Genomic DNA, 24,913 nt, shown 5'->3' on the forward strand with positions numbered 1-24,913 from the left:
GTCACCGCGTGAGGCCGCCACCGTAAGCCGGCGGCCGACAACCGGAAGGCCCGACACCCATGCCCAGCTACGGATTCCTCAGCACCCACCCGCCGACCCGGTGTGGACTGGCCACCTTCAACTCCGCCCTCGCGGCCCACCTGACCGCCGACGGCACCCACGCCGGCATCGTGCGGGTCACCGACCGCAGTGACGACCAGCGGGCCGGGCCCAGTGTCGTGCACACCTGGTCGACCAGCAATCCGGCCGGCTGGCGGGACGCCGCCGCCGCCCTGAACGCCTTCGACGTGGCCGTCATCCAGCACGAGTACGGCATCTACCCGGGCACCGACGGCGAGGACATCCTGCCGCTGCTGCGCTGCCTCACCGTGCCGAGCATCGTGGTCCTGCACACCGTGCTCCGCCGGCCCTCCGCCTGGCAGAAGTCCTTGCTGGAACAGATCGTCGCCGCAGCCGGGGCGGTCGTCACGATGACCGACACCGCCCGCGCACGGCTGCTCGTCAGCTACACCGTGCCCCCGGGCAAGGTCACCGTCATCCCGCACGGCGCCGCCGAGATCGTCGGTGCACCCGCCGACCGCCGGGCCCGGCCGCACCTGCTGACCTGGGGGCTGCTCGGCCCCGGCAAGGGCATCGAGTGGTCGCTGCGGGCCCTCGCGCGGCTGCAGGACCTCGACTCCACACCCACCTACACCGTCGCGGGGCGCACCCATCCGAAGGTGATCGAGCACCAGGGGGAGGCGTACCGGGCGGGACTGCACCGGCTCGGCGCCCAGCTCGGCGTCGCGCACGCCGTGGACTACCAGGACGCCTACCACGACCAGCTCGCCCTCGGCCGGTTGATCCGCTCCGCCGACGTGGTAGTGCTGCCCTACGACTCCCGCGAACAGGTCACCTCCGGGGTGCTCATCGAGGCGGTGGCCGCCGGGGTGCCCGTCGTGGCCACGGCGTTCCCGCACGCCGTCGAGCTGCTCGCCGGCGGGCCGGGTCTGGTCGTACCCCATCAGGACCCGGCGGCGCTGGCCGCGGCGATCCGGCGGATCCTGACCGAACCGGGCCTGGCAGCCCGGCTGGCCGGCCGCATCCGGCCGCTGGCCGCAGACCTGCGCTGGCCGGCGGTGGCGACCCGTTACGGCACCCTCGCCGAGCGGCTCACCGCCGCCCGCCCGCCCGCGGTCAGCGCGGTGTCGGCGTGACCGCGACCACCGGCCACCCCACCAAGCCGGCCGGCGGCCGTATCTCGGCGGCACCCCGGCCGAGCTTCGCGCACCTGACCCGGTTGAGCGACGACACCGGTCTGTTCGAGCACGCCCGCCACGCCATCGTCCGCCGCGAGCACGGCTACTGCACCGACGACGTGGCCCGTGGCCTGGTCGTCACCAGCCGCCAGCCGGAGCCGACCGAGGAGGTGCTCCGGCTCGCCGAGCGCTACCTCACCTTCCTGACCCACGCGCAGGACGCCGGTGGCGCGTTCCACAACCGCCTCGGCTACGACCGGCGCTGGACCGACGGGCCCGGGCTCGGCGACTGGTGGGGCCGGGCGTTGTGGGGGCTGGGCACCGCCGCCGCGCACAGCCCGGCCGGCTGGATCCGGGAGGAGGCGCTGGTCGCCTTCAGCCGGGGCGCCACCCGGCGTTCCAGGGCCCCGCACGCGATGGCCTTCGCCGGGCTCGGCGCCGCCGAGGTGCTGCGCCGCCACCCGGCCCACGCTGCCGCGGCGGCGCTGCTGGCGGACGCGGCCAGCGCGGTCGGCGCCCCCGGTCCGGACCCGGAATGGCCCTGGCCGCAACCCGAGTTGGCGTACGCCAGCGCGGCCCTCGCCGAGGTGTTGATCGCCGCCAGCCAGCTGCGCCACGGCGGCCCGCCGCTCGACCACGGGCTGCGGATGCTGGCCTGGCTGCGCGACGTCCAGCTCCGCGACGGGCGGCTGTCGGTGGTGGCCGCCGCCGGGTGGCGACGCGGCGCGGCCCGGCTCCGGCACGACCAGCAGCCGATCGAGGCCGCTGCCTTCGCCGACGCCTGCGCCACGGCCGTCACGGTCACCGGCGACCCCGGCTGGGATGACGGGGTGCGGCAGGCGGTCGGGTGGTTCCTCGGCGACAACGACGTCGGCACGCCGATGTGGGATCCGGCGACCGGGGGCGGCTACGACGGGCTGACCGCGCACGGACCCAACCTCAACCAGGGCGCCGAATCCACCCTCGCCCTGATCGCCACCCTTCAGCACGCCCGGCGGTGGTCGTGACCGGGACGTCGGCCGTCCGGCAGGACCTCGTCCTCACCCCCGACCCGCGCCGGGTCGTCGTCAAGCTCTTCGTCCCAGGGGAGGACGCCGCCCTGGTGCGTAGCCGCGCCCGGGTGCTGATCGACCGGGTCGCGCAGCTCGACGACGAGGAGACCGGCCGGCTGCTGCGGGACACCTTCCACCGCTTCGGCACCCGGCACCGCGACCTGGCTGGCACGTTCCATCACCACTACGACCTGGTCCGGCACCGCGCCGCCCGGGCCCGGGACCTCTCCCCGACCAGCCGTCTGCTGGTCGGCGCGTACTTCAGCCACGAGTACGCGGTCGAGTCCGCCGCGCTGTGCAACCCGTCGATGGTGGCCCACCCCGACCAGAGCGGGCTGGACGCCCGGCAGTTGCGGGTCGCGGTGAGCCTGCGTCAGATCGGCGAGGGCCACCTGTCGTCGATCGGGTTCGCCACCGCGGTCCTCGGTCCCGGCCGACGGCTCAGCGTCGCCGACCGGTCCGGTCCCCTGGTCATCGGGCGGCGGATGGGCGTACGGCATCGCCGGGACCTGCTCGTCGCCGGGCTGATCGAGGAGGAGTGCGACAACGAGGTCACCGCCACCGTGCTGGACGCCCTGCCCGACCGGTACGACGAGGCCACCTTCGAACGGGTGCTCGGCGGCCTGCCACCGGACCTGCTCTCCCGCAGCACCGGGCCGCGCACCCTCGAACAGCTGCGCCGCACCAACACCGCCAGCTACGCCACCACCTTCCCCGCCGACACCGCCCTGCACCAACGGGTACTCTGGCCGGCCGTTCCGGCGGAGAGCAACGGCTTGGAGGACGCCCGCTTCGTCAGGTTCACCGACGAGACCGGACCCGTGTACCGGGCCACCTACACCGCCTACGACGGACGGCGCATTGCCACCCGCGCGCTGGCCAGCAGCGACCTGCGCCGCTTCGAGACGACCCCGATGCGCGGGCCGGGCGCTCGCAACAAGGGCGTGGCGCTCTTTCCCCGTACCATCGGCGGCCGGCACCTGGCGCTGTGCCGCACCGACGGTGAGACCATCGGTCTGACCTGCCTGGACGGCGAGAACCGGTGGCAGGATCCGGTGCCGCTGCACGTTCCCCGCGACAGCTGGGAACTGATCCAGGTCGGCAACTGCGGATCCCCCATCGAAACCGACGCCGGCTGGCTCGTGCTCACCCACGGGGTCGGCCCGATGCGCCGGTACGCCATCGGCGCGCTCCTGCTCGACCTGCACCGACCCGACCGGGTCGTCGCGCGGCTCCCCGGCGCGCTCCTGTCACCCGAGGAGGCCGACCGGGACGGGTACGTGCCCAACGTCGTCTACTCCTGCGGCGGGCTCGTCCACGCCGGCGAGCTGTGGCTGCCGTACGGGGCAAGCGACGCCCGGGTCGGGTTCGCCACCGTGCCGGTGACCGACCTGCTCGCGGCGATGGTGGTGCCACCGCTGCTCGGGGACGGCCCGGCCTGATCCGCGTCACAGATCCCGAGCGAGCGTGGTGAGTATGCCGCAGACAGTCGGTTCGCCCGCCGTACGCAGTCGCAGTTCTCGCCGTGGGCGTCGCGGTGCCAGGCGAGGAGGTACTGCAGGGCGCCGGTATCCGTCGCCGTTGCCGCAGGGAATGACCGGGGCAATGGCGTAGGGTGAGGGCGTAACGGCCACCCTGGTCCCTGGTGGTGCCTCAGCCACAGGCACACCACCAGGAGCCGTCAGATGCCTGTTTCAGCTATCTACGTCGTTCCGGGCCCAGAGTCTGTAAATGATCTCGTCAAGCGGATCGCCGACCGTGACCGGGCCGCCTTCGGTCGCCTCTACCGTCGTCTCGTCCGCGCTGTCTTCATCCAGGTGTGTGAGAGGGTGGGCAGCCCGTCGCTCGCCGTCGCCGTGACCCGGGCGGTGTTCGTCGAGGTGTGGCAGCTCGCGCCGAGGTCCGCTGCCGGTCAGGACGATGGCCTCGCGTGGGTGATCGCGATCGCCGAACGTCGGGCGGCGGATCGGTTTCGCGAGATCCATGGCCGCACGTCGACCCTCGGCGCCGAGTACGACGAGTTCCTGGGCCGCGAACTGACCGCCGCGCTCGGCGGTGAACCGCCCGCGATGCTCGGGACGTCGGTCCCACCCGTCACCGAGTGACCGTCTGCCGTTGGACCGCGGTCCGGTGACCGACGCGGGCACCGGACCGAGCGGCCGTTCCAGCCGGTCAGCCGACCGGTACTGCGGCCGTCGTGGGCTCGGATTCGGGGAGGATCCGGCGGACGTCCGGCATCGTCGCTGTCTCCGGTGCCCTGGGCCGGGTCGCGACGACTGGTGCCGGGGCGCACGGCGTGGGCGTCGCGCGGTCGAGGAACCGGAGCAGTTCGACGGGGAACGGCATGACGAGGGCGCTGTTCTTCTCCGCGGCGACCTCCACCACCATCTGCAGCAGCCGCAGTTGCAGGGCGGCGGGATCGGCGTCCATGGTGGCGGCGGACTGGGCGAGCTTCGCGGCGGCCTGGTACTCACCGTCCGCGGCGATGATCCGGGCGCGATTCCGCACCGGGTCACCGGCCGAGCTTCTCCTGGTCGTCCCGGCCTCGATGCTGCTGGGCGTGACCGGTCGTGTTGATGCCCGGCTACTCTGGACGCGGTGGCAAGGGGGTACCGGGGCATGGATGACGCAGGCCGCACCGCCGACGCCCCGCCCGGTCCCCGCGGCGACCGGCCGGGCGGCCGGCCCGCCCGGCCGGTCGCCGCCATGCTCACCGCAGCCCTCCTCGTCCTGGCCTCGACGGCCACCTGGTACATCGAGCGGCGGACCGACTCGCTGGAGCAGCAGCAGCGTCAGGACGAGCGGGCCCTGTTCGAACGGGCGTGCAACGACCCGATCTCCGCCGCGGCAATAGTGATTAACATGCCGACCTTCGCCAGCCGTTGCCCGGTGGGGCTGCGGCACCTGCTCTCGATACCGGCCGACGAGGTCCGCCCGGGCCCGGCGTTGGTCGACGCCTACCTGGACCGGCTGTTCATCCTGCTCGGCGCCCAGGTTCCCGGCGGGGATGTCGGGCCGTACCTCGGCGCGCTGCACCGCGACGACGACCACGCCGCCGCCCTCCGTGCGGCGAACCGGGCCGTTCGGTCCTGCCGGGCGGTGCTGCCGACCGGCCCGCCCACGCCCGCCCCGGACGTCTCCGGGCCACCGGCGGGCTTCTGGGACGACCCGCAGCACATCGAGGTGCGCCCGCAACGCTCGACGGTGCGGGTGAGCGGCGCGCCGGGCGGCGCCACGGTGATCGACGTCCGGGTGGTCGAGACGACCCCGTCCTGCCTGACCCGGACACCGGAGGAGGTGCCGGTGCCGCGGTACATCGGCACCACCGCCCTGAGCCTGTCCTTCAGCCCCGGCACCGGCCCGAGCGGGCAACGGGTGTGGCTGCTCGACCGCATCGACGCCTGCCCGGTGCGCCCGGACCCACTGGCCTCGGCCCCGATCGTCGACACCGACTCGATGTTCCGGCACAGATCGATCCGGGCAAGTGCGACCGATTCCCTCTTCGCCTACGCCGGGGGCACTTGCCCATCGCCGCCCAGCCCGCGGTGAGCCGCCCCCGGCCACACCAAGCACAGCACCGGCGCATCGCCGACGACCACCTGGTAGGTGTAATTGTCGGCGACGGTGAGGGCATGGATCCGCTCCGCCGAGGCCGCCGGCCGACTCGCCGCGCCCGACACCACTGCGGCCCCGGCCAGCGATCAGAACGGGGCGTCCACCGAGAGCCGGCGCACCTGCATCAGGTACGGGTCCAATTCTCCCACCTCGAACCGGCAGGTGCCGATGACGTGCCAGAACTGGCTGCCCGGATCAATGTCCAGTTTGTACCGGCCGTCCGGGCTGACCGCGGCCCAGCCGTCTGGAAGGCCGATCAGGGTGGCGCGCAGCTGCGCGTGTTCCGGGTCCGCGACGTCCACAGCCGGACGGTGCCGTCGTCACCGGCGCTGGCGAGCATGCTGCTGTCCGGGCTGAACGCCACCGACCATACCCGCCGGGTGTGCGCGGCCAGGGTGCCGTGCAGCCGGCCGGTGCCCGGATCCCACAGCCGGATGACCAGGTCGTTCCCGGCGGTGGCGAGCAGCGTGCCGTTCGGGCTGAACGCGCAGGACCACACCGAGCCGCCGACCAGCATGGCCAGATCATCGACGTACTCGTCTCGACACGTCGGAACGCCGCCGCGGCTCGGCGTGCCCACCGATCCGGCAATGCAACAGAACCCCGTTGGACGGGCCCGGCGCTTCGACGATCCCTGGGTCAAATAAACTAGACGCCGCGGCGGCGTCCGCACCCACCTTGTCGGGAGCCGGTCGGCTACGAAACCGTGCCGCCAACTCAGCCACTCTCGCAGGCGGCTTACCTTGCGGAGCGCAAATAGCGATTCGCCCACCGCTTCCGCACATCCGCTTCGTTCCACGCGTATGGCTGCTGCGGCTGTCCGTGTCCGACGAGAACGGGCCGGCTTCGAAGCAGTGCAACCTGGGTACTCGCGCGCCCATGCCCTGTGGTACGACCGCCAGAAGAGGAAGACGATTGCAGGTGCAAGAACAATCAGAGCAACCCCGGCTGCGGTCGTCACCGGTCCACCGTCGGCAATTTTGTCGGCTCCGCCTGAAAAGGTTGAGCCGGTGTTGACATAAGTGGCAGTGGTGTCTGGTCGTGGGTTGTCCTGATGCGGGGTTCGAGGCGCACGGTCATGTCGGACCTGGCAGGTAAGGTCAGCCACCCCCGTCCAAAGGAGCTGTTATGAGAACATCCCGCGTGATCCTTGCCGTCAGCATGGCCCTCGTTCTTGCCGGCTGTGGTGGCGGACACGAAGGCAACTGGTCCAACGAGCAGCTACAGAAGGACGGGGTCGCCGCGGTCAAGCGCGACCTCGGTAAGGATGTGACCCTTCAATGCGAGGGTGGCCTCACCAACCGACAGGGCTCGTCGATCCGTTGCGAGGGTTCGGACGGTATGGCCTACATCTTCGATGTGAAGAGCGAGGGTGAACTTCGCGCCAGCGGCGGCACCCAGCCGTTCTGACCCGGGCTGCGGCTTCCGCAGCGAGCTCCGGCCGTCGGGCTGCCCCACTGGGCAAGCGCGGGCATCACAGTCTCAATCAGACCGAGCAGAGGGTCGTGGCCCGCACCCCGGACGAAACCCGCCCCGGCGGAAGCCATCATCCGCCGGGGCCGCATCGCCGGCCTGCTCGGCCGCCTCACCTGAGGCGGACCCGCTGCCACTCGTCAGCAACGCCGCACCTTCACCCTTCTGGCAGGCGTCCCCACCGCGCTCGCTGGAGGCGAGGTGCGCAGGTCCCGGTAGCGTAGGGGAACGCCGAACGGCGGCCCGCTGAACCAGTCGGGCCGCCGTTCGCGAAGTTGCGGATCAGAGCGAGCGAATGTTCTCCGCCTGCAGGCCCCTCTGGCCCTGGGTGATGTCGAACTCCACCCGCTGGTTCTCATCGAGGCTGCGGAAACCGCTCGCCGAGATCCCGGAGAAGTGGGCGAAGACGTCAGCGCCGCCGCCGTCCTGGGCGATGAAACCGAAGCCCTTGTCGCCGTTGAACCACTTCACGGTACCTGTAGCCATGTCTGCTCCTTCGCAGGCTGTTAGAGACCGCACTGCGCGGACCCTTACGCCGCCGCGTTGATCACCCGCGCCGGAACCGACACGACAAACGAAAAAACGCCTGTATGGGTTTCAGATAACCCCATCAGGCGTTGAAAACGTCTACGGAAATCAAAACTGCAACTGGGCAACGGTAGCACAGAATATGGCAGTCCGGGCCAGCGCCCTGGTGCGTGGTCCCTGTCACAGCATCAGCCCGGTGCCCGGAACCCCGCTGCCGGCTCATCGGCCCGGCCGGCGTTGTCCGGTGCGCTGGCCACGGGTGTGCTGTGTCAGCACCGCGTCGCGCGCCCGCCTCGATGGGCTGTCAAGAAACTCCTCTTTGCGGGCCGGCGGGGGGATCCGGGTACGACAAACGGTCCCTCTCAAGGGTGGAGAAGGACCGTGAGGCGTGGGTCAGGCGGCGTCGGCTTGCTGGCGGCGCTGGAGGTTCCGGTTGTGCTGGAGGGCTTCTTCGAGTTGGTCTTCGAGGATGATGATCCGGCAGGCGGCTTCGAGGGCGGTGCCGTGGTCGACCATCTCCCGGGCCCGTGCGGCCAGGCGTAGTTGGTAGCGGGAGTAGCGGCGGTGTCCGCCGGCGGAGCGGAACGGGGTGATGAGTTTCGCCTCGTCGAGGCGGCGCAGGAAGTCCTGCGAGGCGCCCACGATCTCTGCGGCGCGGCCCATGGTGTAGGCGGGGTAGTCGTCGTCGTTGAGCATGTCGTCGGGTTGGGCCATACGTACCTCTCCATGACGAGGGCCCCGGCGCAGGAAGCGCCGGGGCCCGGGGTTACGGGTTGAATACACCATCTACCGACAGGTTCGTCGGGTTCTCGTTTCCGCACCGTGCCGCTATCAGCGACATGGGGTGCGAGGATCGCATAAGCGTGACCGGAGACCACCTCACATTCGGTGGGACTACGGTGTCCACCGCAGAACTCGGACTACGTCCTGACGGCGGGCGATCCAACGGCGTCCAGCCCTCCCTTTCCTCTACTTCCATTACCAGTGGTGCTGCCCGCCGGTGTCGGAGCCCCACGCAACTTCACGGCCCCGCACACGTGCGGCGGATCTTTCCTGCATCAGGCGGAGCCCCGAACCTGCATCGGCCCTGCCTGCGGCTGCCCTGACCTGGAATTACGTCAAGGTCTTCACGTGCGCTTGCCTTGCATCGGCGGTGATGCGGTTCCACCGCAGTAGCCGAGCGAGCCACGAAGGGTTCCGGGCTCTGCTTGACGCTCGGCTGTTCCGTCGGCGTTCTTACCGATCTCTGTCGTCAACGGAGGCAACACTACCCAGCCCCGCCGATAATGTCTAGTCGCCGGAGACCAGATTTTCTCGGTGGCTACCCGAGGCTTCCACGACGCACCGGCGGCTGGTCGGACGGTGGCTGCCGCGCTGGACCTGCTGCCCGAACCCGCCCGGCTTTCCGCACCGCGCCCGGATGCTCGACTCCCACCCGGTCCAGGCGCACCCGCACGTCGGCCTGCTCGACCCCGGCCGGGCTCGTCGCCACCCCGACGATCGGGAAGATCTCCACCCTCACCGGCGTGCCCGTCGACGAGGCGCACCCTGGTCGACGCGCAGTTGAACGGCAACGGGTAGGCGCTTCCGGGGGGAGAGGGAGTTCGGCCGCCGCCGTGGGGCGCGGTTCGACCGGTCGAACGGCAATAGTCCGCCGACCTCCTGCCCGCGCTCAACGACTGGCACCGCCAGCCAGGCGGGGCCTCGCTGAATTTTGATCATGGTGCGGCCTGTCACTGTCGGTGTCCACATTCTGGAACGCTGAATGGACCCGGCGGGTGGCGACCGTGTGGCGCTGGCCCGGGTCCGGTGCGGCCGAGGACTTAGCGGATGGTTCCGGCATCGACATGGTGGCCGAGTCCGACGAGTCCACCATGTGCGCTGGTTCTAGCGCCGTACCGGCATGCTGGAAGCGCTCATGCCTCAAGGGATAGGAGTCACATGGCTTACCAAACGGTTAGCACCGACTGGGATGCTCAACTCGTGTCCCATCATGGCGGAGTCGAAGCCGGACGCGTGGATCGGCGGTTTCAAGCAGGTGGGGCGGCAGGTCACCGTGCCGATGCCGCTGACGAAAGAGGCCATGGCAGCCGGAACGCTGACGCAGCTGGACGGATCTTGCCGTGGACCCGTGCGGAGGTGGTCTGATGACGTCGCGCTTCGATGACGCCGCGCTTCGCGTCCCCGTCGATCCTGCGCTCGCCCGTGCGGAGGGCCGCGAACTGATACGTCGCGAAGGCGGACGTTTCGGTGAGGCCGCAGCCGGGAGTCGGATCGTGTTCCAGGCCGCCGTACTTGTGGTCGGTGCGGGGGTGTTGGCCGCCCTGTACGTGCTAATTGTGCAACTCATGTTCGGGGCGCCCGGCGCCGATGCCACGACGGTGGTGATCGCGGGTCTCATGGTGGTTCCGCTCGCCGTGATGAAGATCCGGGGTGCCGTCCGGGGGCGTCGGGCCTCGGAGGTCGGCTGGTACCGGCTGAGGCGCTTCACCGAGGCGAACGGGATGTCCTACACCGCCATCGAGAAAAACCCGGTCCGGCCGGCGGCTTTGTTCCGCGTCGGATCGTCGCGTGTCGCGGGCGATCTGGTGACCGCGACTGCGCATCGTCCGTTCGAGGTCGCGAACTACGCCTATGACACATGGACGGGGCGGACGCGCATGCCGCATACGGCCTGCTACGCCATGTTCACCGTGCGGACGGCGTTGCCGCCGATGACGCTGGTGACCGCCGCGCGAGATCTCCCGTCGTGCGCATGGAAGGTACCGCCATCGCACCGGCCGCTGGTGATAGGCGGCTCGTTCGACGTGCATTTCCAGGTGCTCTGCGCACCGCAGGATGACGACGCCGTCCGGAGACTGCTCACCCCCGCAGTGCAGGAGGCGCTCGTCGATCTCGCGGGCAACTGCGACGTCGAGATCGTCGACGGCTGCGTCTTCTTCATCGCGCGTCGGGCGCTACCGAACACGGATCCCGCATTCTGGGAGTGGATCGAGGACCTCGCCGCGCTGGTGGACGAGCAACTGGACCGACAGGGCGGTTCTGCCGTGCCGGGGATGCGAGTCGCGGATAAAGCGCGTCGATCGCGCAGAGCGACGCTGTTCGCGAGGACGAGGGTGCGTGGAACCGCGGTCGTCGGCTGTCTGATCCCGTTGCTGTTCGGGGTCGTCGCGACGGCTGTCATCAGCGCGATCATGTGGTAGGCGCACGCTCGACTACGAAGGGGAGGGGCTCGGCGTCGGGGTGCTGCCCGCTCGTCGACGTGCTCGGCGGCATCGGGCAGCGTGGTGCGCCTACGGAACGCGCACTGAAGGCGGCCCGCAGCACCTCGCCGGTCGCCGCCTCGGCCTCGGGGCTCAGCACCCGGTCGGTGTTCAGCGCAACCACCGCCTGCCGTGCGCCGTCGTCGCTCGTCACGACGATGCTCAGGTAGCCGGGAAACCGTCCGTCGTGGCCCCATCCCACGATTCCGGGCCGGATGATGCGGGCGAGGCCCAGCCCATACCCGTGCGGCTCCGCCTCCGCGACCATCGCCCGCCCGAGCTCCGGGCTCAGCAACCGCCCGGTCAGTAGTGCCTGGTGAAAGCGGGCCAGGTCGGCGACGGTGGAGAGCATGCCGCCGGCGGTCCAACCGATCGACGGGCTGAGGTCGGTGAAGTCGAGGACGCCGTCGGGTACGCCGTACGACGCTGGCAGGTTGGTCAGGTGGCCGCGTAGGTGCCGGCCGGGGATCGGCGCGCCGCGCACCGGGAACGTGGTGCCGGTCAGGCGCAACGGTTCGATCAGTCGGCGGTGTACCTCGTCCGCGGCGGAGTTCCCGGTGACGGCTCGATCAACAACCCCAGCAGTACGTGGTTGGTGTTGGCATACGCGAACTTCGCCCCGGGCGTGGAGAACTCCTGCCCGTCGACGAGGGCAAGAAGGTCGCGCGGATCCCGGAAGTCCGGCACCGCCGCCGGTTCCCTCTGACCGTCGGCCAGCTTTACCACCACCTGGGCCAACTGATCAGCGTCGGCTGGCTGCACGCGCCTTACCGTGGCGTTTACGTGGTGCCCAGCCACCGTGTCGCGGCGCTGTTGGTCATCCTTGCGGAAACCCACTGCTCAGCGCGGTCCTGACCGCGCGGATGCCGACAATGCTCGTGCGACGAGATCCCTCACGTCCGGCCTGGTCCAGCGCTGTCGCAGACCCACCGGCTGGCTGGCCAGCGGGACGCCGGCGGCACCGCTGTGGTGACGCCGGCGCCGTCCTGCTTCGTTACGGTGTGACCACCCTGCCGCCGAAGGTCACGACGAGGCGACCATCGGACGCGAAGGACCAGCCCAGGGCACCGGAGTACTGGGAGCACCGGGATCCGTTGGTGCCGGACCAGAACTGGTTCGAACTGTCGGAGTTGCCGACGATCCGGTCGTTCGAGCCGCTGTCGCACGAGGTGTTGTTCCGGAACACCGAGGAGCCGCCGTCGAAGTTGAAGTTGCGCTCGGTGTTGCCGATGTTGGCGTTGTTCGACACCGTCATCGCGCCCGGGTTGCGGTTGTAGGTGAACCCGTGCTTGCCGTTGTCGTACGCGATGTTGCCCCGGACGGTGTGGTTCACCGCGATGTCCTCCCCGCCGAGCTTGAAGCCGTTGCGGTCACCGTTGCCGGCCTGGCCACCGTTGCTCAGGGTGCCGTTGCCGTAGGCGAGAGAGGACTCGATGGTCACCGCGCCGATGGCCCCGGTGTCGCTCTTGGTGAAGAGGTCGTAGCCGTCGTCGATGTTGTTGTGTGCCACGGTGTAGCGGAAGACGTTGCCGGGGCCGACGGTGAGCTTCGGGGCGAAACCGTCGGCGTCCTCACCGTCGGAGTCGACGTTGTCGTGCGACACGGTGCTGACCACAAGGTTGTTGGAGGGCCACTGGTCGCGGGGCGCGTTGGCCACGAGACGCGAGAGCTGAAGGCCCGAGTCCCGGTTGTGGCGGGTCACCGTACGCTCGATGATGTTGTTGTTGCCGGCGAGCAGGATGCCGTTGTCCCCGGCCCGCTCGACGATGATGCCGCGGATGTGCCAGTACGATCCGCCCACCGCGAGGCCACGGTTCGCCGGATCCTCGCTCTGGGCCGAGAAGTTCAGGATCGGGGTCTCACCCGGGTAGGCGAAGATGTTCTTGCGCGCGCTCGACGTGCCGTTGTTGCCCTGGCCGATGGTGATGGTCTGCGAGTAGCGGTAGGTGCCGCCGCGCAGGTAGATCGTGCCGCCGGCGGTGATCCGGGTGATCGCGGAGGTGAGCGTCGTCGGGTTCGCCTCCGTGCCGGCCGCGCTGTCGGTGCCGGTCGGTGCCACGTACAGCGTGCTGCTCGACGGCGGGGGCGTGGTCGGCGGCGGCGTGGTCGGCGGCGGAGTGGTGGGCCCGGTCGTCGGCGGCGGCGTGGTCGGCGGGGTGGTGGTGCCCGAGGCGTACGTTTCGAACTCGGCGATCCTCGGTGTACCGGTCGAGCCGGTGATCTCGAAGTTGATTTTGCGCAGCGAGGTGGCGGCGAAGGTGATGACCCCGGCCCCGGTGCCGCTGGCCAGGGTGGTGCCGGTGTCGTTGTTGACGACCCGCCAGGAGCCGATGGCCCCGACGGCGCCGGCCGCCTCCCGGATGTTGATCGAGGCCACCGTGGTGGCGGAACCCCATTTGATCGAGATGCGGCCGGTCGATCCGGCCGGCGACCAGTAGGTGCTCATGCTGCCGTCGAGCACGTTGCCGTAGCTGGTGCCGCTGGCCTTGCTGGAGCCGTCGGAGCCGGCCCCGAGGCTGAGGTTGGTCGCGTTGGCGCCGACCGATGCGGGGCTGGGGCCGTCAGACGCACCCGACGCCTGGGTCATCGGCAGAGCCGCGGCGACCGCGGCTGCGGCGGCCACGGCGGTGCCGCCGGCAAGAAGCTTGTGTCGCACTGTGGTTCTCACTGTTGGACTCCTCAGGAGTGAGCACGGTGCAGGCACTGCCTTGACAACCCGACACCGCACGTGGCTTCGTGTCCGCACCCTCAGCCCGGTCAAGGATCGAAACATCGATGAAACAACAGGCTAGGAAAGCGCTTGCTCGTGAGGCAAGGGCAGGAACGTGCAGGTTTGTTGCAGATCGACGATCGGCAGCACGAACAGGTCGATGGTGGCCAGGTGGATCGGGGGCGACGGCTCGGCGGTGCCACCGCCGACAGGCCACTCACCAGGGGCTGCGCGGCTTGTTGGATGTGTGCGACGGGCGAGGGTGCGCAGGTGGCTCCCCGTGATGCTCACGCCGCGACGAACGCGGTCCTGGTGAGCCGCTCGGAGACCTGCCAGACCCGCTGGGCCTCCTCGGTGCTGCGCAGCGGCGGGTACATCCGCTGCTCGGCGGGTGGACCGCCGAGGTTGCCGGGGCCGCTGGGCCCGTAGAGGACGCTGGGCTTGGCGTCCGGGTCGGTCGCGGCCACGAGCGCGGGCAGCTTCGCGGTCTCGACGGTGCCCAGCAGGATGCCACGAGCGGACATGGCCCGGATCAGGCGGAACTGAGGGATGTCCTGGCTGCGGCCGAGCTCGGGGCGGGCGGCCAGGAGGCTGGTGGGGGCCACCCCGGGGTGGGAGAGGTTGCTGGTGATGCCCCAACCGTGCGCCTTGCTGCGGCGGTCCAACTCCAGGCCGAACAGCCCGAACGCGATCTTCGACTGGCTGTAGGCACGCATCCCGTCGTACGAGCGTTCCCAGTTCAGGTCGTCCCAGTTGATGCGGCCACGACGCGCGGCGATGCTGACCTGGGAGGTAACCCGCGCACCGCCGGCGCGCAGCAACGGGAGGAGCCGGGCGACCAGCGCGAAGTGGCCGAGGTGGTTGGTGCCGAACTGCAGCTCGAACCCGTCGGTCGTGGTCTGCCGGTTCGGCGGTCGCATCACGCCCGCGTTGTTGATCAAGATGTGGATCGGACGGCCCTCCTCGCGCAGGGCGTCGCCCAGGACCGCGACCGACTCCAGCGAGGACAGGTCGAGGCTGCGCAGCGAGACCTTCGCCCCAGGGGCGGCCTGCCGGATCGTGGTGATCGCGGCCTCGCCCTTGCGCGGATTGCGGACGGGCAGGATCACCTCGGCGCCGGCCGCGGCCAGCCGCGCGGCCATCCCCAGGCCCATCCCGTCGCTCGCGCCGGTGACGACGGCGCGCTTTCCGGACAGGTCGGGGACGGTGATGTCGATCGGTGTACGTGGCATCGGCTTTGCTCCTCCATCTGGTTGTTCAGGTCCTCGAGTCACGTCATCGATCGTCGGCCGAAGGCGGAGCGGTAACCACGGCCTCTCGATCACAGGCTCACCAGGCCGCCCCTCCGCTCACGATGGGGGGATCGGCGGTCCGTGGCTACCTCTTCCTGCAGGCGGTAGAAACGAGGCAGTACTCGAAGGGGGAGCGTCGTGATCGACCGCACCGGGCTGGCGGAGTTCCTCCGTAATCGGCGTGAGGCACTGCAACCAGAAGACGTCGGCCTGCCGCGCGGGCAGCGGCGCAGGACGAACGGGTTACGGCGCGAGGAAGTCGCATCGCTGTGTCACATGTCGGCCGACTACTACTCCCGGCTCGAGCGGGAACGCGGCCCTCAGCCATCGCACCGAATGCTCGCCTCGATCGCCCAGGGCCTGCACATGTCGATCGACGAGCGCGACCACCTGTTCCGCCTCGCCGGCCACAACCCGCCACCCAGAGGCGCCCCCAACGACCACATCAGTCCCGGCCTGCTGCGGGTGCTCGACCGTCTGGACGACACCCCCGCCGAGATCGTCACCGAACTGGGCGAAACCCTGCGACAGTCCCCGATGGGTGTCGCGCTCACCGGGAACACGACGCGGTACGCCGGTCCTGCCCGCAGTGCGGGGTACCGGTGGTTCACCAACCCCGCCGCCCGGCAGATCTACGCGCCCGAGGAGCATGCGTTCCTGACCCGGATGTATGCCTCGGGGCTGCGCGAACTGGTCACCCTCCGGGGCCCTGACTCCCGGGCGGCGCACCTGGCCGAGCTGTTGCTGGCCCGTAGCGAGGAGTTCCGGCGGGTGTGGGACGACCATGAGATCGGGATACGTCCGCACGAGGTCAAGCACTTCGTCCACCCCGAGGTCGGCGCGCTGGAGCTGAACTGTCAGCGCCTGGTCGACCCGGGCCAGGCCCACTCACTGATGGTCTACACCGCGGTTCCCGGCAGCGAGAGCTACGAGAAACTCCAGATGCTGTCCGTCATCGGCGCGCAGACGCTTCGCTGAGGGGCGGTCACGAGTAGGTCGAGCAGGTCCTCCTGGCGTTCCACGCGGCAAGGATCGGGGTCGCCGAGGTGCGCACCTGGTGTGCTGACAACAACGTCGAGCTGGTGTACATGCCCACCGACGCGTCCCGGTTGAACTGGACCGAGGCCGATTCGCTGCCCCGTGCTACCGCGCTCAACGGCACCGGTCACCGCAACCACGACGAACCCGGCCAGGCCATCGCCCGCTACGTCCGCTGGCGCAACGCCCAAGCCCGACCCACAGGCCGACGTTTCATGCTCAGCCACTAGACTGATACCGGTTGCAAGATGCAACCAGAAGCGGAGGCGGAGAGATGGCCAAGCTGATCAGCACCGACATCGTGTCCCTCGACGGGTTCGTGAACGACGAGAACGGCAAGTTCGGCTGGAGCGAGCCGGTCGAAGAGGTGCACCGCTTCCTGAACGACCTCGACCGGGGCATCGGCACCCACCTGTACGGCCGCCGGCTCTACGACGTGATGTCCTACTGGGAGACGGCGCACGAGGAACCCGGCCACCCCGACTACATCCTCGACTACAGCGAGATCTGGCGCTCCGCCGACAAGATCGTGTATTCGTCCACGCTGGAGGAGCCGCGCAGCGCCCGCACCCGCATCGAGCGCACGTTCGACCCGGAGGCGGTCCGCGCGCTCAAGGAGTCGGCCACGCGCGACCTGGCGATCGGCGGCGCCAACCTGGCCGCCCAGGCCCACCGGGCCGGCCTGGTCGACGAGATCTGCCTGGTCATCTGCCCGGTGCTCGTCGGCGGTGGCACGCGCTCCCTGCCCGACGGCGTCCGCCGCAACCTGACCCTGCTCGACCAGCACACCTTCTCGAAGGGCACCATCTTCGCGCGTTACCGCGTGGACGCCTGACCCGGCGTTCACGGGCCAGGCGCTGAACAACCTCCGTGGCCGGTTCCGGCATGGCCCCGCGAGCTGCTGGTCGAGGAAGAGGTCGCCCGACCGGACGGCTCCGTCGGCTGATCTCGTGGTGGTGGCCGGTCGCCCCGCCCTGCCCCGGTCCCCCCGCCCCGCCCCGCTCTGTGACTGCTCCGACGTCATGCATCGGTCTGCGGATCAGAAGGTCAGGGGCTGCCGGGTCAGCGGGGCTGACGGGTCTTCGGCAGGTCGAACTGGTCGGCCGCCCGGCAGTCGCTCGGCCCGCCGACCGCGTCCGGACCGGCCCGGTCCAGGGCCTGCCGGGCGCGGAGCCGGCCCAGGTTCCAGGCGTACCAGGGGTCCGGCTCGTCGAGGTCCTCGGCGATCCAGCTCAGCGTGCAGCGGCGTACCGGGCCGGGCAGGCCGGCCAGGGCGGGGGTCGCGTCGGCCGACAGCGCCCGCAGATACCAGGCGTCGATCTTGTCGGTCTCCCGGTACCGGTCGATGTTGCGGTTGGCGGCGTACCCCTCCGGGTTGAGCACCGCCAGGCCGAGCAGCATCGCCACGGCGAGCACCACCGTCCCGCGCGGGATCCAGCCGCCCCGCAGCCGTAGCCCGGCGATCAGGACCATCAGGAAGACGCTGCCGAGCAGCAGCTCGAACGCCATCACGAACAGGCGCTCGCCGGTGAAGCTGTAGACCTTCTGGTACGTGTACATCCGGGACAGCGCCGAGATCACGATCACGACGCTGAGCGCGCTCAGCGCACCGAGCAGCACGCGCAACACGATCCGCTCGGCTCGGCTCTCCCGTCGCGCCCAGCGACCCACGCCGCCGAGCAGCGCCAACGTCAGCAGGGTGACCGTGACGAGCTGCCAGAAGCCGCTGCGGGCGTATTCGGCGTAGTTCAGGCCGGCCGTACGCAGTACGTGCCGCTCGCCACCGAACAGCACGGTGAACTGCACCGCCACGAAACCGCCGAACAGCAGCGTGAGCGCGCCGATGGCCGGTGCCCACTCCATCATGCCGAGGCTGCGGCGGGCCGGCCGGTCCACCGCCGACAGGTCCGGTGGCGCGGAGAGGGTCCACACCGCAGCCACCACACAGAGCGCGCCCACCGTGGCGAGGAAGATCCAGCCGAACACCGTACCCACGCCGACCTCGGGCACGATCGCACCGAGCAGCACCGAAAACGCGCTGTCGGCGGAGGCGAGCAGGGTGCCGAAGACGACCAGCGCGGCGATGGTGGCCGTGGCCGAGCCGACCACGCGACGGAGCAGTCCCGGGTCGGCGGCGGACCGGAAGTGGGCGCGTACCCAGGGCAGCCCCCGGAACGCCGCAGTCGGCGCGGCCACCAGGCTGAACAGGATCGACCGGATGAGCCGGCCCCCGACCACGCCGAGCGCCGCGCAGCCAAGCGCGCCCAGGACGCAGAACGTCACCAACCACCAGGCGTTGCGGAACGTCGGCACCGCCAGCAGCGCCAGCGCCGCCGCCGCCCAGCCGGCCCGAACCCACCGTTCGGTACGCGGCAGCTCCGCCACCGCCCGCCGGACCGCGAACACCACGGCTGCGGTCAGCGCCAGCCAGCCGAGGAACCACCCGATTCCGGTGCGGCCGAGCGGCACGAAGAACGCCAGCCCGAGCGCGCCGACGAGGACCGCAGCGGGCACCGCCCGTCCGCGTGCCGGCTTCGGACCGGGCCAGTGTCGCTGGAGGAACGACGGTTCGGGCGGCTTCGGCCGGTAGAAGCCACCGGCCATCCCCAGGTGCGTCGGAGCGCCGGGCGGGCCGCCGAAGGCGGCGGGGTGCGCCGGAGGACCGAAGGTCCCAGCGGGCGGTGTGGTGCCGGCGGTAGCGGGTGTCGCGGCGGGCCGGGGAGGGCCGCCGGGGCCGGACGCGATGGTCGCCGGGGTGCCCCCGTTCGTCGGGGCACCGACGGGCGCGGCGACCGGTGCCACCGGGGCGGACGCTGTCGTACCCGCTGTCCGTGGTGGGGCGGTCTCGGCGGGAGTGGCGGTCCGACCGTGCGCTGCGGACTCGGACACCGGCAGCCCGCCGATCGTGGTCGCCGCCGGGGCTGGCAAGGGCGCGGTGGTCATCGTCGTGGCAGTCGCGTCGGCCCCGGCGACCGGCACCAGTGGGATGAACACGGCGTACCCACGGGTGCCGGGCGGAAGCTCGACCGGGATCGCCCACGCGGGCTGGCCCTCCGGCCACGGAATGGCGCCGGGGCCTTCCGCGCCCGCCGGCATGGCCAGCAGGTACGGCGGCATGGTGCCGCTGCCGGAGTCCGCATCGGACGGTCGGGGCGCCGGTGGCTGCGTCACGGCACTCTCCTTGTCAAGGGGTGGGGCACACTGTACGGCCGCCCCATTCCGCCTGCCGCCCCGCCGTCGGGTCCGACCGCCCGCCGAGGACCCGCGTCCGGCCGCCGGGCGACCCACGGTGGTAGGCCAGCCGCCGTTGCCCCGGTCGTCCAGCATCGAGGCAGCCGGCGGCCTCGGCCGACTCCGGGCGTCGCGGAGCGGTGGCCTGTCGCGGATCTCGACTTCCGAGTTCAACCCGGTGTCGATGAGAGGCCCATTCGCGACCTGGCCACCCTGCGCTTCCTGCGGGGCAAAAAGAAAGGACAAGGAGATCGCACTCCTTGCCACTCTTAATGTATATCGCACCCGGGGGCTTGCGGCAAGGCCCGGGTTTTGCCGCAGAATCGTCGGCCGGACCGAGCACCGGCGAAGAAATGGGGCGCGACGTGCGTGTGTTGTTGTCGGCGTACGGGGGACGCGGTGACGTCGAACCACTGGTGGGATCGGCGGTGCGGTTGTGGGCGCTCGGCGCGGAGGTGTCGCGATGATCGAGCAGTACGTGTTGGGTCTGCACGAGGTTGACGAAACGCAGGTCGCGGTGGTCGGCGGCAAGGGCGCGCACCTGGGGGCGCTGTCGCGGATCGACGGCATTCGCGTGCCGGCCGGCTTCTGCGTGACGACGGACGCCTTTCGGCGGATCATGGCGGAAGCGCCGTCGATCGACGATCGGCTCGATCAGCTCTCGCGCCTGAACCCGGATGATCGGGAGGCGGTCCGCACGCTCAGCGCGGAGATCCGCCGGACCGTCGAAGGCGTCGCCGTTCCTGGCGACCTCGCGGCGGCGATCACCCGCGCTCTCGCCCGACTCGGCGAGCAAGCTGCGTACGCTGTCCGATCCAGCGCGACCGCAGAGGACCTGCCGACCGCCTCTTTCGCGGGTCAGCAGGACACGTACCTGAACGTCGTGGGCCCGGCCGCGGTCCTCCAGCACGTCAGCCGGTGCTGGGCCTCGCTGTTCACCGAGCGGGCCGTGATCTACCGCCAGCGCAACGGCATCGACCACCGTACGGTCCATATGGCCGTGGTCGTGCAGCAGATGGTCTTCCCGGACGTGGCCGGCATCCTGTTCACGGCCGACCCCGTCACGGGCAACCGGAAGGTCGCCTCCGTGGACGCCAGCTTCGGCCTCGGTGAGGCCCTGGTCTCCGGCCTGGTGAACGCGGACGTGTTCAAGGTGCGCGACGGCGAGGTGGTCGCCAGGGCGGTCGCCGCCAAGCAGCGGGCCATCCACGCGCTGCCGGGAGGCGGGACGCAGGAACGGGCGGTCGACCCGGCGCGACAGGAGCAGCCAGCGCTGGCGGACGCGCAGGTCGTGCAGCTCGTGCAACTCGGTCGGCGGATCGAAGCACACTTCGGCTGTCCCCAGGACATCGAATGGTGCCTGGTCGACGACGACTTCCAGATCGTCCAGAGCCGGCCGATCACCACGCTGTTCCCGATCCCGGCGGCCGGCGACGGGGAGAACCACGTCTACCTCTCCGTCGGTCACCAGCAGATGATGACCGACCCGATGAAGCCCTTGGGGCTCTCGATGTGGCGGCTGACGGCCCTGGCGCCGATGCACGAGGCCGGCGGGCGGCTGTTCGTCGACGTCACCCGGCGCCTGGCCTCGCCCGCGAGCCGCGCCGGCCTCCTGGAGATGGCGGGGAGATCCGATCCGCTGACCAGGGACGCGCTGGAGACCGTCCTCGACCGCGACGACTTCGTCCCGTCGCTTCCGGACGAGGGTCCCAGCGGGCCGCCGCCCGGCGGCACGCCCGCCCCGATCGAGACCGATCCGGCCATCGTCGCCGAGCTGATCGAGCGCACCCAGGCATCCGTCGCCGCTCTGCGGAGCGAGGTCCGGACGAAGCACGGACCGGCGCTGTTCGACTTCCTGCTGGAGGCGTTCGAGGAGCACCGGCGGCTCCTCAGTGAACCACTGAGCATGCAGGCGATCATGGCCGGGATGGAGGCCACGTGGTGGCTCAACGACAAGCTGCAGGAGTGGCTGGGCGAGAAGAACGCCGCCGACACTCTCACGCTCTCCGCCCCCGGTAACGTCACGTCGGAGATGGGGCTGGCGCTCCTCGACGTCGCCGACGTGATCCGCCCGCACCCGGAGGTGGTGGCCTTCCTGCACGACGTCCGGGACGAGGGTTTTCTGGACGAGCTGCCGAAGCTCGCGGGCGGGACCGAAGCGCGCGACGCCATCAAGGCCTACCTCGACCGGTACGGCATGCGTTGCGTCGGCGAAATCGACATCACGCGGCCGCGTTGGAGCGAGCGTCCCACCACGCTCGTGCCCGTGATCCTCGACAACGTCAGGAACTTCGAGCCGGGTGCCGCCGAGCGGCGCTTCGAGCAGGGACGGCAGGAAGCGGAGAGGAAGGCACAGGAGGTGCTGGTGCGCCTACGGGCCCTGCCGGACGGGGAGCACAAGGCCACCGAGGCCAAGCGGATGATCGACCGGGTCCGGACCTTCATCGGGTACCGGGAGTACCCGAAGTACGGCATCGTGAGTCGCTACTTCGTCTACAAACAGGCCCTGCTGGACGAGGCCGAGCGCCTCGTCCGGGCCCACGTGCTCCGCGACAAGGAGGACGTCTTCTTCCTCACGTTCCAGGAGTTCCACGACGTCGCGCGCACGAACCAGGTGGACGACCGGCTCATCCGCCAGCGCAGGGACGCGTTCCGGTCGTACCAGGCGCTCACGCCGCCCCGGCTGCTCACGTCGGACGGCGAAACCGTCGCCGGGTCGTACCGCCGCGACGGGGTGCCGGCCGGTGCCCTGATCGGCCTACCGGTCTCCGCCGGGACCGTCGAGGGGAGGGCCCGAGTCGTCCTGGACATGGCGGAGGCCGATCTCGAGGCGGGCGACATCCTGGTCACGGCCTACACGGACCCCAGCTGGACCCCCCTGTTCGTCGCGGTCGCGGGCCTGGTGACGGAGGTGGGCGGCCTGATGACCCATGGCGCGGTGATCGCCCGGGAGTACGGCCTGCCGGCCGTCGTGGGCGTGGAGCAGGCCACTCGGCTGATCCGGGACGGGCAGCGGATCCGCGTCCACGGAGCCGACGGGTACGTCGAGATCCTGCCGTGACCGACCACTCACCGAGAGGGCCCGTCCGCGACTTCCCACCCGACAACTCAGACGCTGCCAGGTGCGGGGACCTCGCGTAGTTGGCCGCCGTCGACGCGCAGCCACCGCTGCACGCCGACGTCGGTAAGGAATCGTTCGTCGTGGCTGACCACCACGAACGCACCCCGGTACGCGGTGAGGGCGCTCTCCAGCTGGCTCACGCTGACCAGGTCGAGGTTGTTGGTGGGTTCGTCGAGTAGCAGCAGGTGAGGCGCTGGCTGGGCGTAGAGGACGCAGGCGAGGGTGGCGCGCAGCCGTTCGCCACCGGAGAGCGCGCCGACCGGGAGGTGTGCCCGCGCACCACGGAACAGGAAGCGGGCCAGCAGGTTCATCCGTTCGGTCTCCGGCCGGTCGGGGGCGTACGCGCTGAGGTTCTCCGCGACCGTCCGGTCCAGATTCAGCAGGTCCAGGCGTTGCGAGAGGTAGGCGACGCGGCCCTCGGCACGGCGTACCTGCCCGGCGTCCGGGTCGAGGTCACCGTGCAGCAGGCGCAGCAGAGTGGACTTGCCGGCGCCGTTGGGCCCGGTCAGCGCGATCCGCTCGGGACCCCGGATGGTCAGGTCGACACCGTCGTCGGCGAAGACGGGCCGGCCGCCGTGGTGGACCTGCATCCGTTCGCCCGCGACGAGGGTGCGGCCGGCGGGAACGGTGGTGTCGGGCAGGTCGAGGGTGAGAATCTGCTCGTCGCGCAGCGACCGGCTGGCTTCGTCGAGCCGCGCTTGCGCCTCGCTGACCCGGTTGGCGTGCGCCTGCCGCGCCCGGCCAGCCGATTCCTGGGCACTGCGCTTGAGCCCACCGGCGACGATCCGGGCCAGGCCGGCGTTACCGAGGTTGCGGGCGGCGTTGCTGGCCCGCCGGTCGGCCCGCTCCCGGGCCTGCTGCATCTCCCGCTTCTCCCGCTTCACCTCCTGCTCGGCGCTGCGCACGGTACGCTCTGCCGCTTCGCGTGCCGTCCGCGCCGCCTCCTCGTACGCGGTGAAGTTCCCGCCGAACAGGTGCACCTCGCCACGGTCGAGTTCGGCGATGCGGTCCATCCGGTCCAGGAGGAGCCGGTCGTGGCTGACCAGCAGCAGGCACCCGGGCCAGTCCGCCAGCACCGCGTACAGCCGGTGCCGCGCGTCGATGTCGAGGTTGTTGGTCGGCTCGTCCAACAGCAGCACGTCCGGACGCTTGAGCAGCTGCGCCGCCAGGCCGAGGGAGACGACCTGCCCGCCGCTGAGAGTGTGCAGGTGCCGGTCCAACGCGACGTCACCGAGGCCCAGCCGGTCGAGTTCGGCTCGACTGCGCTCCTCGACGTCCCAGTCGTCCCCGACGGCGGTGAAGTGCTCCTCCGCCGCGTCGCCCGCCTCGATGGCCCGCAGTGCCGTGAGTGTCGCGTCGATACCGAGCACCTCGGCGACGGTCAGGTCACCGGCGAGGGGGAGGTTCTGCGGCAGGTAGCCGAGCACGCCGTCGACCGTCACGGTGCCGCCGGTCGGGGTGAGATCGCCGGCGATCAGGCGGAGCAGCGTGGTCTTGCCGGCACCGTTCGGCGCCACCAGGCCGGTACGGCCGGGCGGCACGGTGAAGGACAGGTCGGAGAAGACCGGGGTGTCGTCCGGCCAGAAAAAGGACAGATTCGTACAGATGATGCAGGCGTCGGACATCGAAAGACCTCGGGGAAAGCCGGGAACGCGGCAGGGCGCTCCCGGTCGAGCGGACGGAAGCATGACGAGACAGACCGCCCCGGCACCGGCCGGCGGGCGGTGGGGTCGCTCACCCCGAGATGTCGTCGTCCCCCGTCACCATGATCCGCTCCCTGGTTCCTCGCCGCAGTCTCCGCCGCCCTACCACCCTAGCAACAGCGGCATCGCAGCCGTCCTACGGGATGCTGCCGGTGCGACTCGGACGTGACCCGGGCCATCGCGCTCTCGCCACTCGTTACGAGGTCATCTGGCTCAAGGAAGGTCAGGGGTTCGAGTCCCTGACCGCGAACCGGATCGACCTCGTCGACCTGATCATCACCCACCTGGCCCGGCCGGGCCAGGCTATCGTGATCGCGTGAGTTCTCGCGAGGTGCCGGCGCAGATCGGCGACCTGCCACCGATCGGGCGGCCCGCCAACAGCGCCCTGCTCGCGGCCGGCATCACGACGCTCGCGCAGGTGGCCGCCTGTAGCCGTCGCGACCTGCTGGCCATGCACGGGGTCGGGCCGAAGGCGGTCGACATCCTGGCCGCCACGCTGGCCGAGCGGGGCCTCGCCTTCGCCGATCGACGGCCACGCTCGGCGTGCCCAACATGACCGATTCGTCGCTCCGGCAAATGCCGTAAAGGCAGGTAGGGGCAGCCGTAGACGTCTTTCTTTGATCTAATCCGGTCGCTGGAGCACCTTCAC

At 70.6% G+C, this 24,913-nt stretch carries 25 protein-coding genes; 13 read left to right on the forward strand and 12 right to left on the reverse strand.

Annotation, left to right across the window (positions count from 1 at the left end; translation table 11 throughout):
• Window positions 1–59: 59 nt before the first annotated feature.
• The 4 genes from ACIBJE_RS22835 to ACIBJE_RS22850 all read left to right on the forward strand — a co-directional run bounded on the left by ACIBJE_RS22835 (window position 60) and on the right by ACIBJE_RS22850 (window position 4,395).
• Window positions 60–1,196 (forward strand): glycosyltransferase, encoded by a 1,137-nt coding sequence (locus ACIBJE_RS22835; protein WP_396751393.1) that lies wholly within the window; start codon window positions 60–62, stop codon window positions 1,194–1,196.
• Window positions 1,193–2,245 carry a glycosyltransferase gene (locus ACIBJE_RS22840; RefSeq protein ID WP_396751394.1) on the forward strand — a complete coding sequence of 351 codons (1,053 nt, stop codon included), beginning with the start codon at window positions 1,193–1,195 and terminating at the stop codon, window positions 2,243–2,245. The genes ACIBJE_RS22835 and ACIBJE_RS22840 overlap by 4 nt, the downstream gene beginning before the upstream one ends.
• Entirely contained in the window at window positions 2,242–3,732 is a 1,491-nt protein-coding gene (locus ACIBJE_RS22845) for a glycoside hydrolase family 130 protein (RefSeq protein WP_396751396.1), read from the forward strand. Before ACIBJE_RS22840 ends, ACIBJE_RS22845 begins: the two co-directional genes overlap by 4 nt.
• 243 nt (window positions 3,733–3,975) lie before the next feature.
• A complete protein-coding gene (locus tag ACIBJE_RS22850; RefSeq protein WP_396751398.1) occupies window positions 3,976–4,395 on the forward strand; it encodes a hypothetical protein in 420 nt (139 codons plus the stop codon).
• Window positions 4,396–4,462: 67 nt separating this feature from the next.
• On the opposite strand, the gene ACIBJE_RS22855 is transcribed toward ACIBJE_RS22850, so the two are convergent.
• Window positions 4,463–4,798, reverse strand: a complete 336-nt coding sequence (locus ACIBJE_RS22855) for a hypothetical protein (protein WP_396751400.1) — start codon at window positions 4,796–4,798, stop codon at window positions 4,463–4,465.
• Window positions 4,799–4,909: 111 nt separating this feature from the next.
• Between ACIBJE_RS22855 and ACIBJE_RS22860 the strand changes: the two genes are divergently transcribed.
• The gene (locus tag ACIBJE_RS22860; RefSeq protein WP_396751402.1) at window positions 4,910–5,839 is read left to right on the forward strand and encodes a hypothetical protein; all 930 of its coding nucleotides are present in this window, start codon (window positions 4,910–4,912) and stop codon (window positions 5,837–5,839) included.
• A gap of 152 nt (window positions 5,840–5,991) precedes the next feature.
• Here the strand turns inward: ACIBJE_RS22860 and ACIBJE_RS22865 are convergent, their stop codons facing one another.
• Both ACIBJE_RS22865 and ACIBJE_RS22870 read right to left on the reverse strand, forming a co-directional pair.
• Window positions 5,992–6,207 (reverse strand): hypothetical protein, encoded by a 216-nt coding sequence (locus tag ACIBJE_RS22865; RefSeq protein WP_396751404.1) that lies wholly within the window; start codon window positions 6,205–6,207, stop codon window positions 5,992–5,994.
• Window positions 6,162–6,485 (reverse strand): WD40 repeat domain-containing protein, encoded by a 324-nt coding sequence (locus ACIBJE_RS22870; RefSeq protein WP_396751406.1) that lies wholly within the window; start codon window positions 6,483–6,485, stop codon window positions 6,162–6,164. Before ACIBJE_RS22870 ends, ACIBJE_RS22865 begins: the two co-directional genes overlap by 46 nt.
• A gap of 548 nt (window positions 6,486–7,033) precedes the next feature.
• Here ACIBJE_RS22870 and ACIBJE_RS22875 point away from each other — a divergent pair.
• Window positions 7,034–7,315: a hypothetical protein gene (locus tag ACIBJE_RS22875; RefSeq protein ID WP_396751407.1), complete on the forward strand. Its 282-nt coding sequence runs from the start codon at window positions 7,034–7,036 to the stop codon at window positions 7,313–7,315.
• A 345-nt stretch (window positions 7,316–7,660) separates the two neighbouring features.
• On the opposite strand, the gene ACIBJE_RS22880 is transcribed toward ACIBJE_RS22875, so the two are convergent.
• Together ACIBJE_RS22880 and ACIBJE_RS22885 are read right to left on the reverse strand one after the other, a co-directional pair.
• Window positions 7,661–7,864 carry a cold-shock protein gene (locus ACIBJE_RS22880; RefSeq protein ID WP_088983346.1) on the reverse strand — a complete coding sequence of 68 codons (204 nt, stop codon included), beginning with the start codon at window positions 7,862–7,864 and terminating at the stop codon, window positions 7,661–7,663.
• Between the two features lie 435 nt (window positions 7,865–8,299).
• Window positions 8,300–8,620: a MerR family transcriptional regulator gene (locus tag ACIBJE_RS22885; RefSeq protein WP_396751410.1), complete on the reverse strand. Its 321-nt coding sequence runs from the start codon at window positions 8,618–8,620 to the stop codon at window positions 8,300–8,302.
• A 1,433-nt stretch (window positions 8,621–10,053) separates the two neighbouring features.
• Here ACIBJE_RS22885 and ACIBJE_RS22890 point away from each other — a divergent pair.
• Window positions 10,054–11,109, forward strand: coding sequence for a hypothetical protein (locus ACIBJE_RS22890; protein ID WP_396751412.1), 1,056 nt, complete (start codon window positions 10,054–10,056; stop codon window positions 11,107–11,109).
• On the opposite strand, the gene ACIBJE_RS22895 is transcribed toward ACIBJE_RS22890, so the two are convergent.
• From ACIBJE_RS22895 to ACIBJE_RS22915, 5 genes are all read right to left on the reverse strand, one after another.
• Window positions 11,099–11,680, reverse strand: a complete 582-nt coding sequence (locus tag ACIBJE_RS22895) for a hypothetical protein (protein WP_396751414.1) — start codon at window positions 11,678–11,680, stop codon at window positions 11,099–11,101. The genes ACIBJE_RS22890 and ACIBJE_RS22895 overlap by 11 nt on opposite strands.
• 8 nt (window positions 11,681–11,688) lie before the next feature.
• Window positions 11,689–11,931: a hypothetical protein gene (locus ACIBJE_RS22900; RefSeq protein WP_396751416.1), complete on the reverse strand. Its 243-nt coding sequence runs from the start codon at window positions 11,929–11,931 to the stop codon at window positions 11,689–11,691.
• A gap of 232 nt (window positions 11,932–12,163) precedes the next feature.
• Window positions 12,164–13,837, reverse strand: a complete 1,674-nt coding sequence (locus ACIBJE_RS22905; protein ID WP_396751418.1) for a cellulose-binding protein — start codon at window positions 13,835–13,837, stop codon at window positions 12,164–12,166.
• A gap of 120 nt (window positions 13,838–13,957) precedes the next feature.
• On the reverse strand, window positions 13,958–14,170 hold the full coding sequence (locus ACIBJE_RS22910; RefSeq protein ID WP_396751577.1) for a hypothetical protein: 213 nt from the start codon (window positions 14,168–14,170) through the stop codon (window positions 13,958–13,960).
• Window positions 14,167–15,111: an SDR family oxidoreductase gene (locus tag ACIBJE_RS22915; RefSeq protein ID WP_396751420.1), complete on the reverse strand. Its 945-nt coding sequence runs from the start codon at window positions 15,109–15,111 to the stop codon at window positions 14,167–14,169. Before ACIBJE_RS22915 ends, ACIBJE_RS22910 begins: the two co-directional genes overlap by 4 nt.
• A gap of 198 nt (window positions 15,112–15,309) precedes the next feature.
• Between ACIBJE_RS22915 and ACIBJE_RS22920 the strand changes: the two genes are divergently transcribed.
• From ACIBJE_RS22920 to ACIBJE_RS22930, 3 genes are all read left to right on the forward strand, one after another.
• Window positions 15,310–16,149 (forward strand): helix-turn-helix transcriptional regulator, encoded by an 840-nt coding sequence (locus ACIBJE_RS22920; protein WP_396751422.1) that lies wholly within the window; start codon window positions 15,310–15,312, stop codon window positions 16,147–16,149.
• A gap of 68 nt (window positions 16,150–16,217) precedes the next feature.
• Window positions 16,218–16,439, forward strand: coding sequence for a transposase (locus ACIBJE_RS22925; RefSeq protein WP_396751424.1), 222 nt, complete (start codon window positions 16,218–16,220; stop codon window positions 16,437–16,439).
• A gap of 44 nt (window positions 16,440–16,483) precedes the next feature.
• Entirely contained in the window at window positions 16,484–17,044 is a 561-nt protein-coding gene (locus ACIBJE_RS22930; RefSeq protein ID WP_396751426.1) for a dihydrofolate reductase family protein, read from the forward strand.
• A gap of 227 nt (window positions 17,045–17,271) precedes the next feature.
• Here the strand turns inward: ACIBJE_RS22930 and ACIBJE_RS22935 are convergent, their stop codons facing one another.
• Window positions 17,272–19,380, reverse strand: a complete 2,109-nt coding sequence (locus tag ACIBJE_RS22935; RefSeq protein WP_396751428.1) for a DUF4153 domain-containing protein — start codon at window positions 19,378–19,380, stop codon at window positions 17,272–17,274.
• Window positions 19,381–19,903: 523 nt separating this feature from the next.
• On the opposite strand from ACIBJE_RS22935, the gene rph reads away from it, so the two are divergent.
• Entirely contained in the window at window positions 19,904–22,501 is a 2,598-nt protein-coding gene (gene rph / locus ACIBJE_RS22940; RefSeq protein WP_396751430.1) for a rifamycin-inactivating phosphotransferase, read from the forward strand.
• A gap of 47 nt (window positions 22,502–22,548) precedes the next feature.
• Here rph and abc-f read toward each other — a convergent pair whose 3' ends face one another.
• Window positions 22,549–24,186, reverse strand: a complete 1,638-nt coding sequence (abc-f, locus tag ACIBJE_RS22945; RefSeq protein ID WP_396751432.1) for a ribosomal protection-like ABC-F family protein — start codon at window positions 24,184–24,186, stop codon at window positions 22,549–22,551.
• 230 nt (window positions 24,187–24,416) lie between these two features.
• Here abc-f and ACIBJE_RS22950 point away from each other — a divergent pair, with 230 nt between their 5' ends.
• Together ACIBJE_RS22950 and ACIBJE_RS22955 are read left to right on the forward strand one after the other, a co-directional pair.
• Window positions 24,417–24,584 (forward strand): hypothetical protein, encoded by a 168-nt coding sequence (locus ACIBJE_RS22950; RefSeq protein ID WP_396751433.1) that lies wholly within the window; start codon window positions 24,417–24,419, stop codon window positions 24,582–24,584.
• Window positions 24,581–24,820, forward strand: a complete 240-nt coding sequence (locus ACIBJE_RS22955) for a DNA-binding protein (protein ID WP_396751435.1) — start codon at window positions 24,581–24,583, stop codon at window positions 24,818–24,820. The genes ACIBJE_RS22950 and ACIBJE_RS22955 overlap by 4 nt, the downstream gene beginning before the upstream one ends.
• Window positions 24,821–24,913: the final 93 nt, after the last annotated feature.

The sequence above is a fragment of the Micromonospora sp. NPDC050187 genome (assembly GCF_044459745.1).
Classification (GTDB): domain Bacteria; phylum Actinomycetota; class Actinomycetes; order Mycobacteriales; family Micromonosporaceae; genus Micromonospora.

Bases quoted from the DNA above. Each gene is read 5' to 3' on its own strand.
- ACIBJE_RS22860 (WP_396751402.1), top strand. From the start codon at position 4,910: ATGGATGACGCAGGCCGCACCGCCGACGCCCCGCCCGGTCCCCGCGGC.
- ACIBJE_RS22850 (WP_396751398.1), top strand. From the start codon at position 3,976: ATGCCTGTTTCAGCTATCTACGTCGTTCCGGGCCCAGAGTCTGTAAAT.
- ACIBJE_RS22835 (WP_396751393.1), top strand. From the start codon at position 60: ATGCCCAGCTACGGATTCCTCAGCACCCACCCGCCGACCCGGTGTGGA.
- ACIBJE_RS22890 (WP_396751412.1), top strand. From the start codon at position 10,054: ATGACGTCGCGCTTCGATGACGCCGCGCTTCGCGTCCCCGTCGATCCT.
- ACIBJE_RS22915 (WP_396751420.1), bottom strand. From the start codon at position 15,111: ATGCCACGTACACCGATCGACATCACCGTCCCCGACCTGTCCGGAAAG.
- ACIBJE_RS22880 (WP_088983346.1), bottom strand. From the start codon at position 7,864: ATGGCTACAGGTACCGTGAAGTGGTTCAACGGCGACAAGGGCTTCGGT.
- ACIBJE_RS22885 (WP_396751410.1), bottom strand. From the start codon at position 8,620: ATGGCCCAACCCGACGACATGCTCAACGACGACGACTACCCCGCCTAC.
- ACIBJE_RS22875 (WP_396751407.1), top strand. From the start codon at position 7,034: ATGAGAACATCCCGCGTGATCCTTGCCGTCAGCATGGCCCTCGTTCTT.
- rph (WP_396751430.1), top strand. From the start codon at position 19,904: ATGATCGAGCAGTACGTGTTGGGTCTGCACGAGGTTGACGAAACGCAG.
- ACIBJE_RS22930 (WP_396751426.1), top strand. From the start codon at position 16,484: ATGGCCAAGCTGATCAGCACCGACATCGTGTCCCTCGACGGGTTCGTG.
- abc-f (WP_396751432.1), bottom strand. From the start codon at position 24,186: ATGTCCGACGCCTGCATCATCTGTACGAATCTGTCCTTTTTCTGGCCG.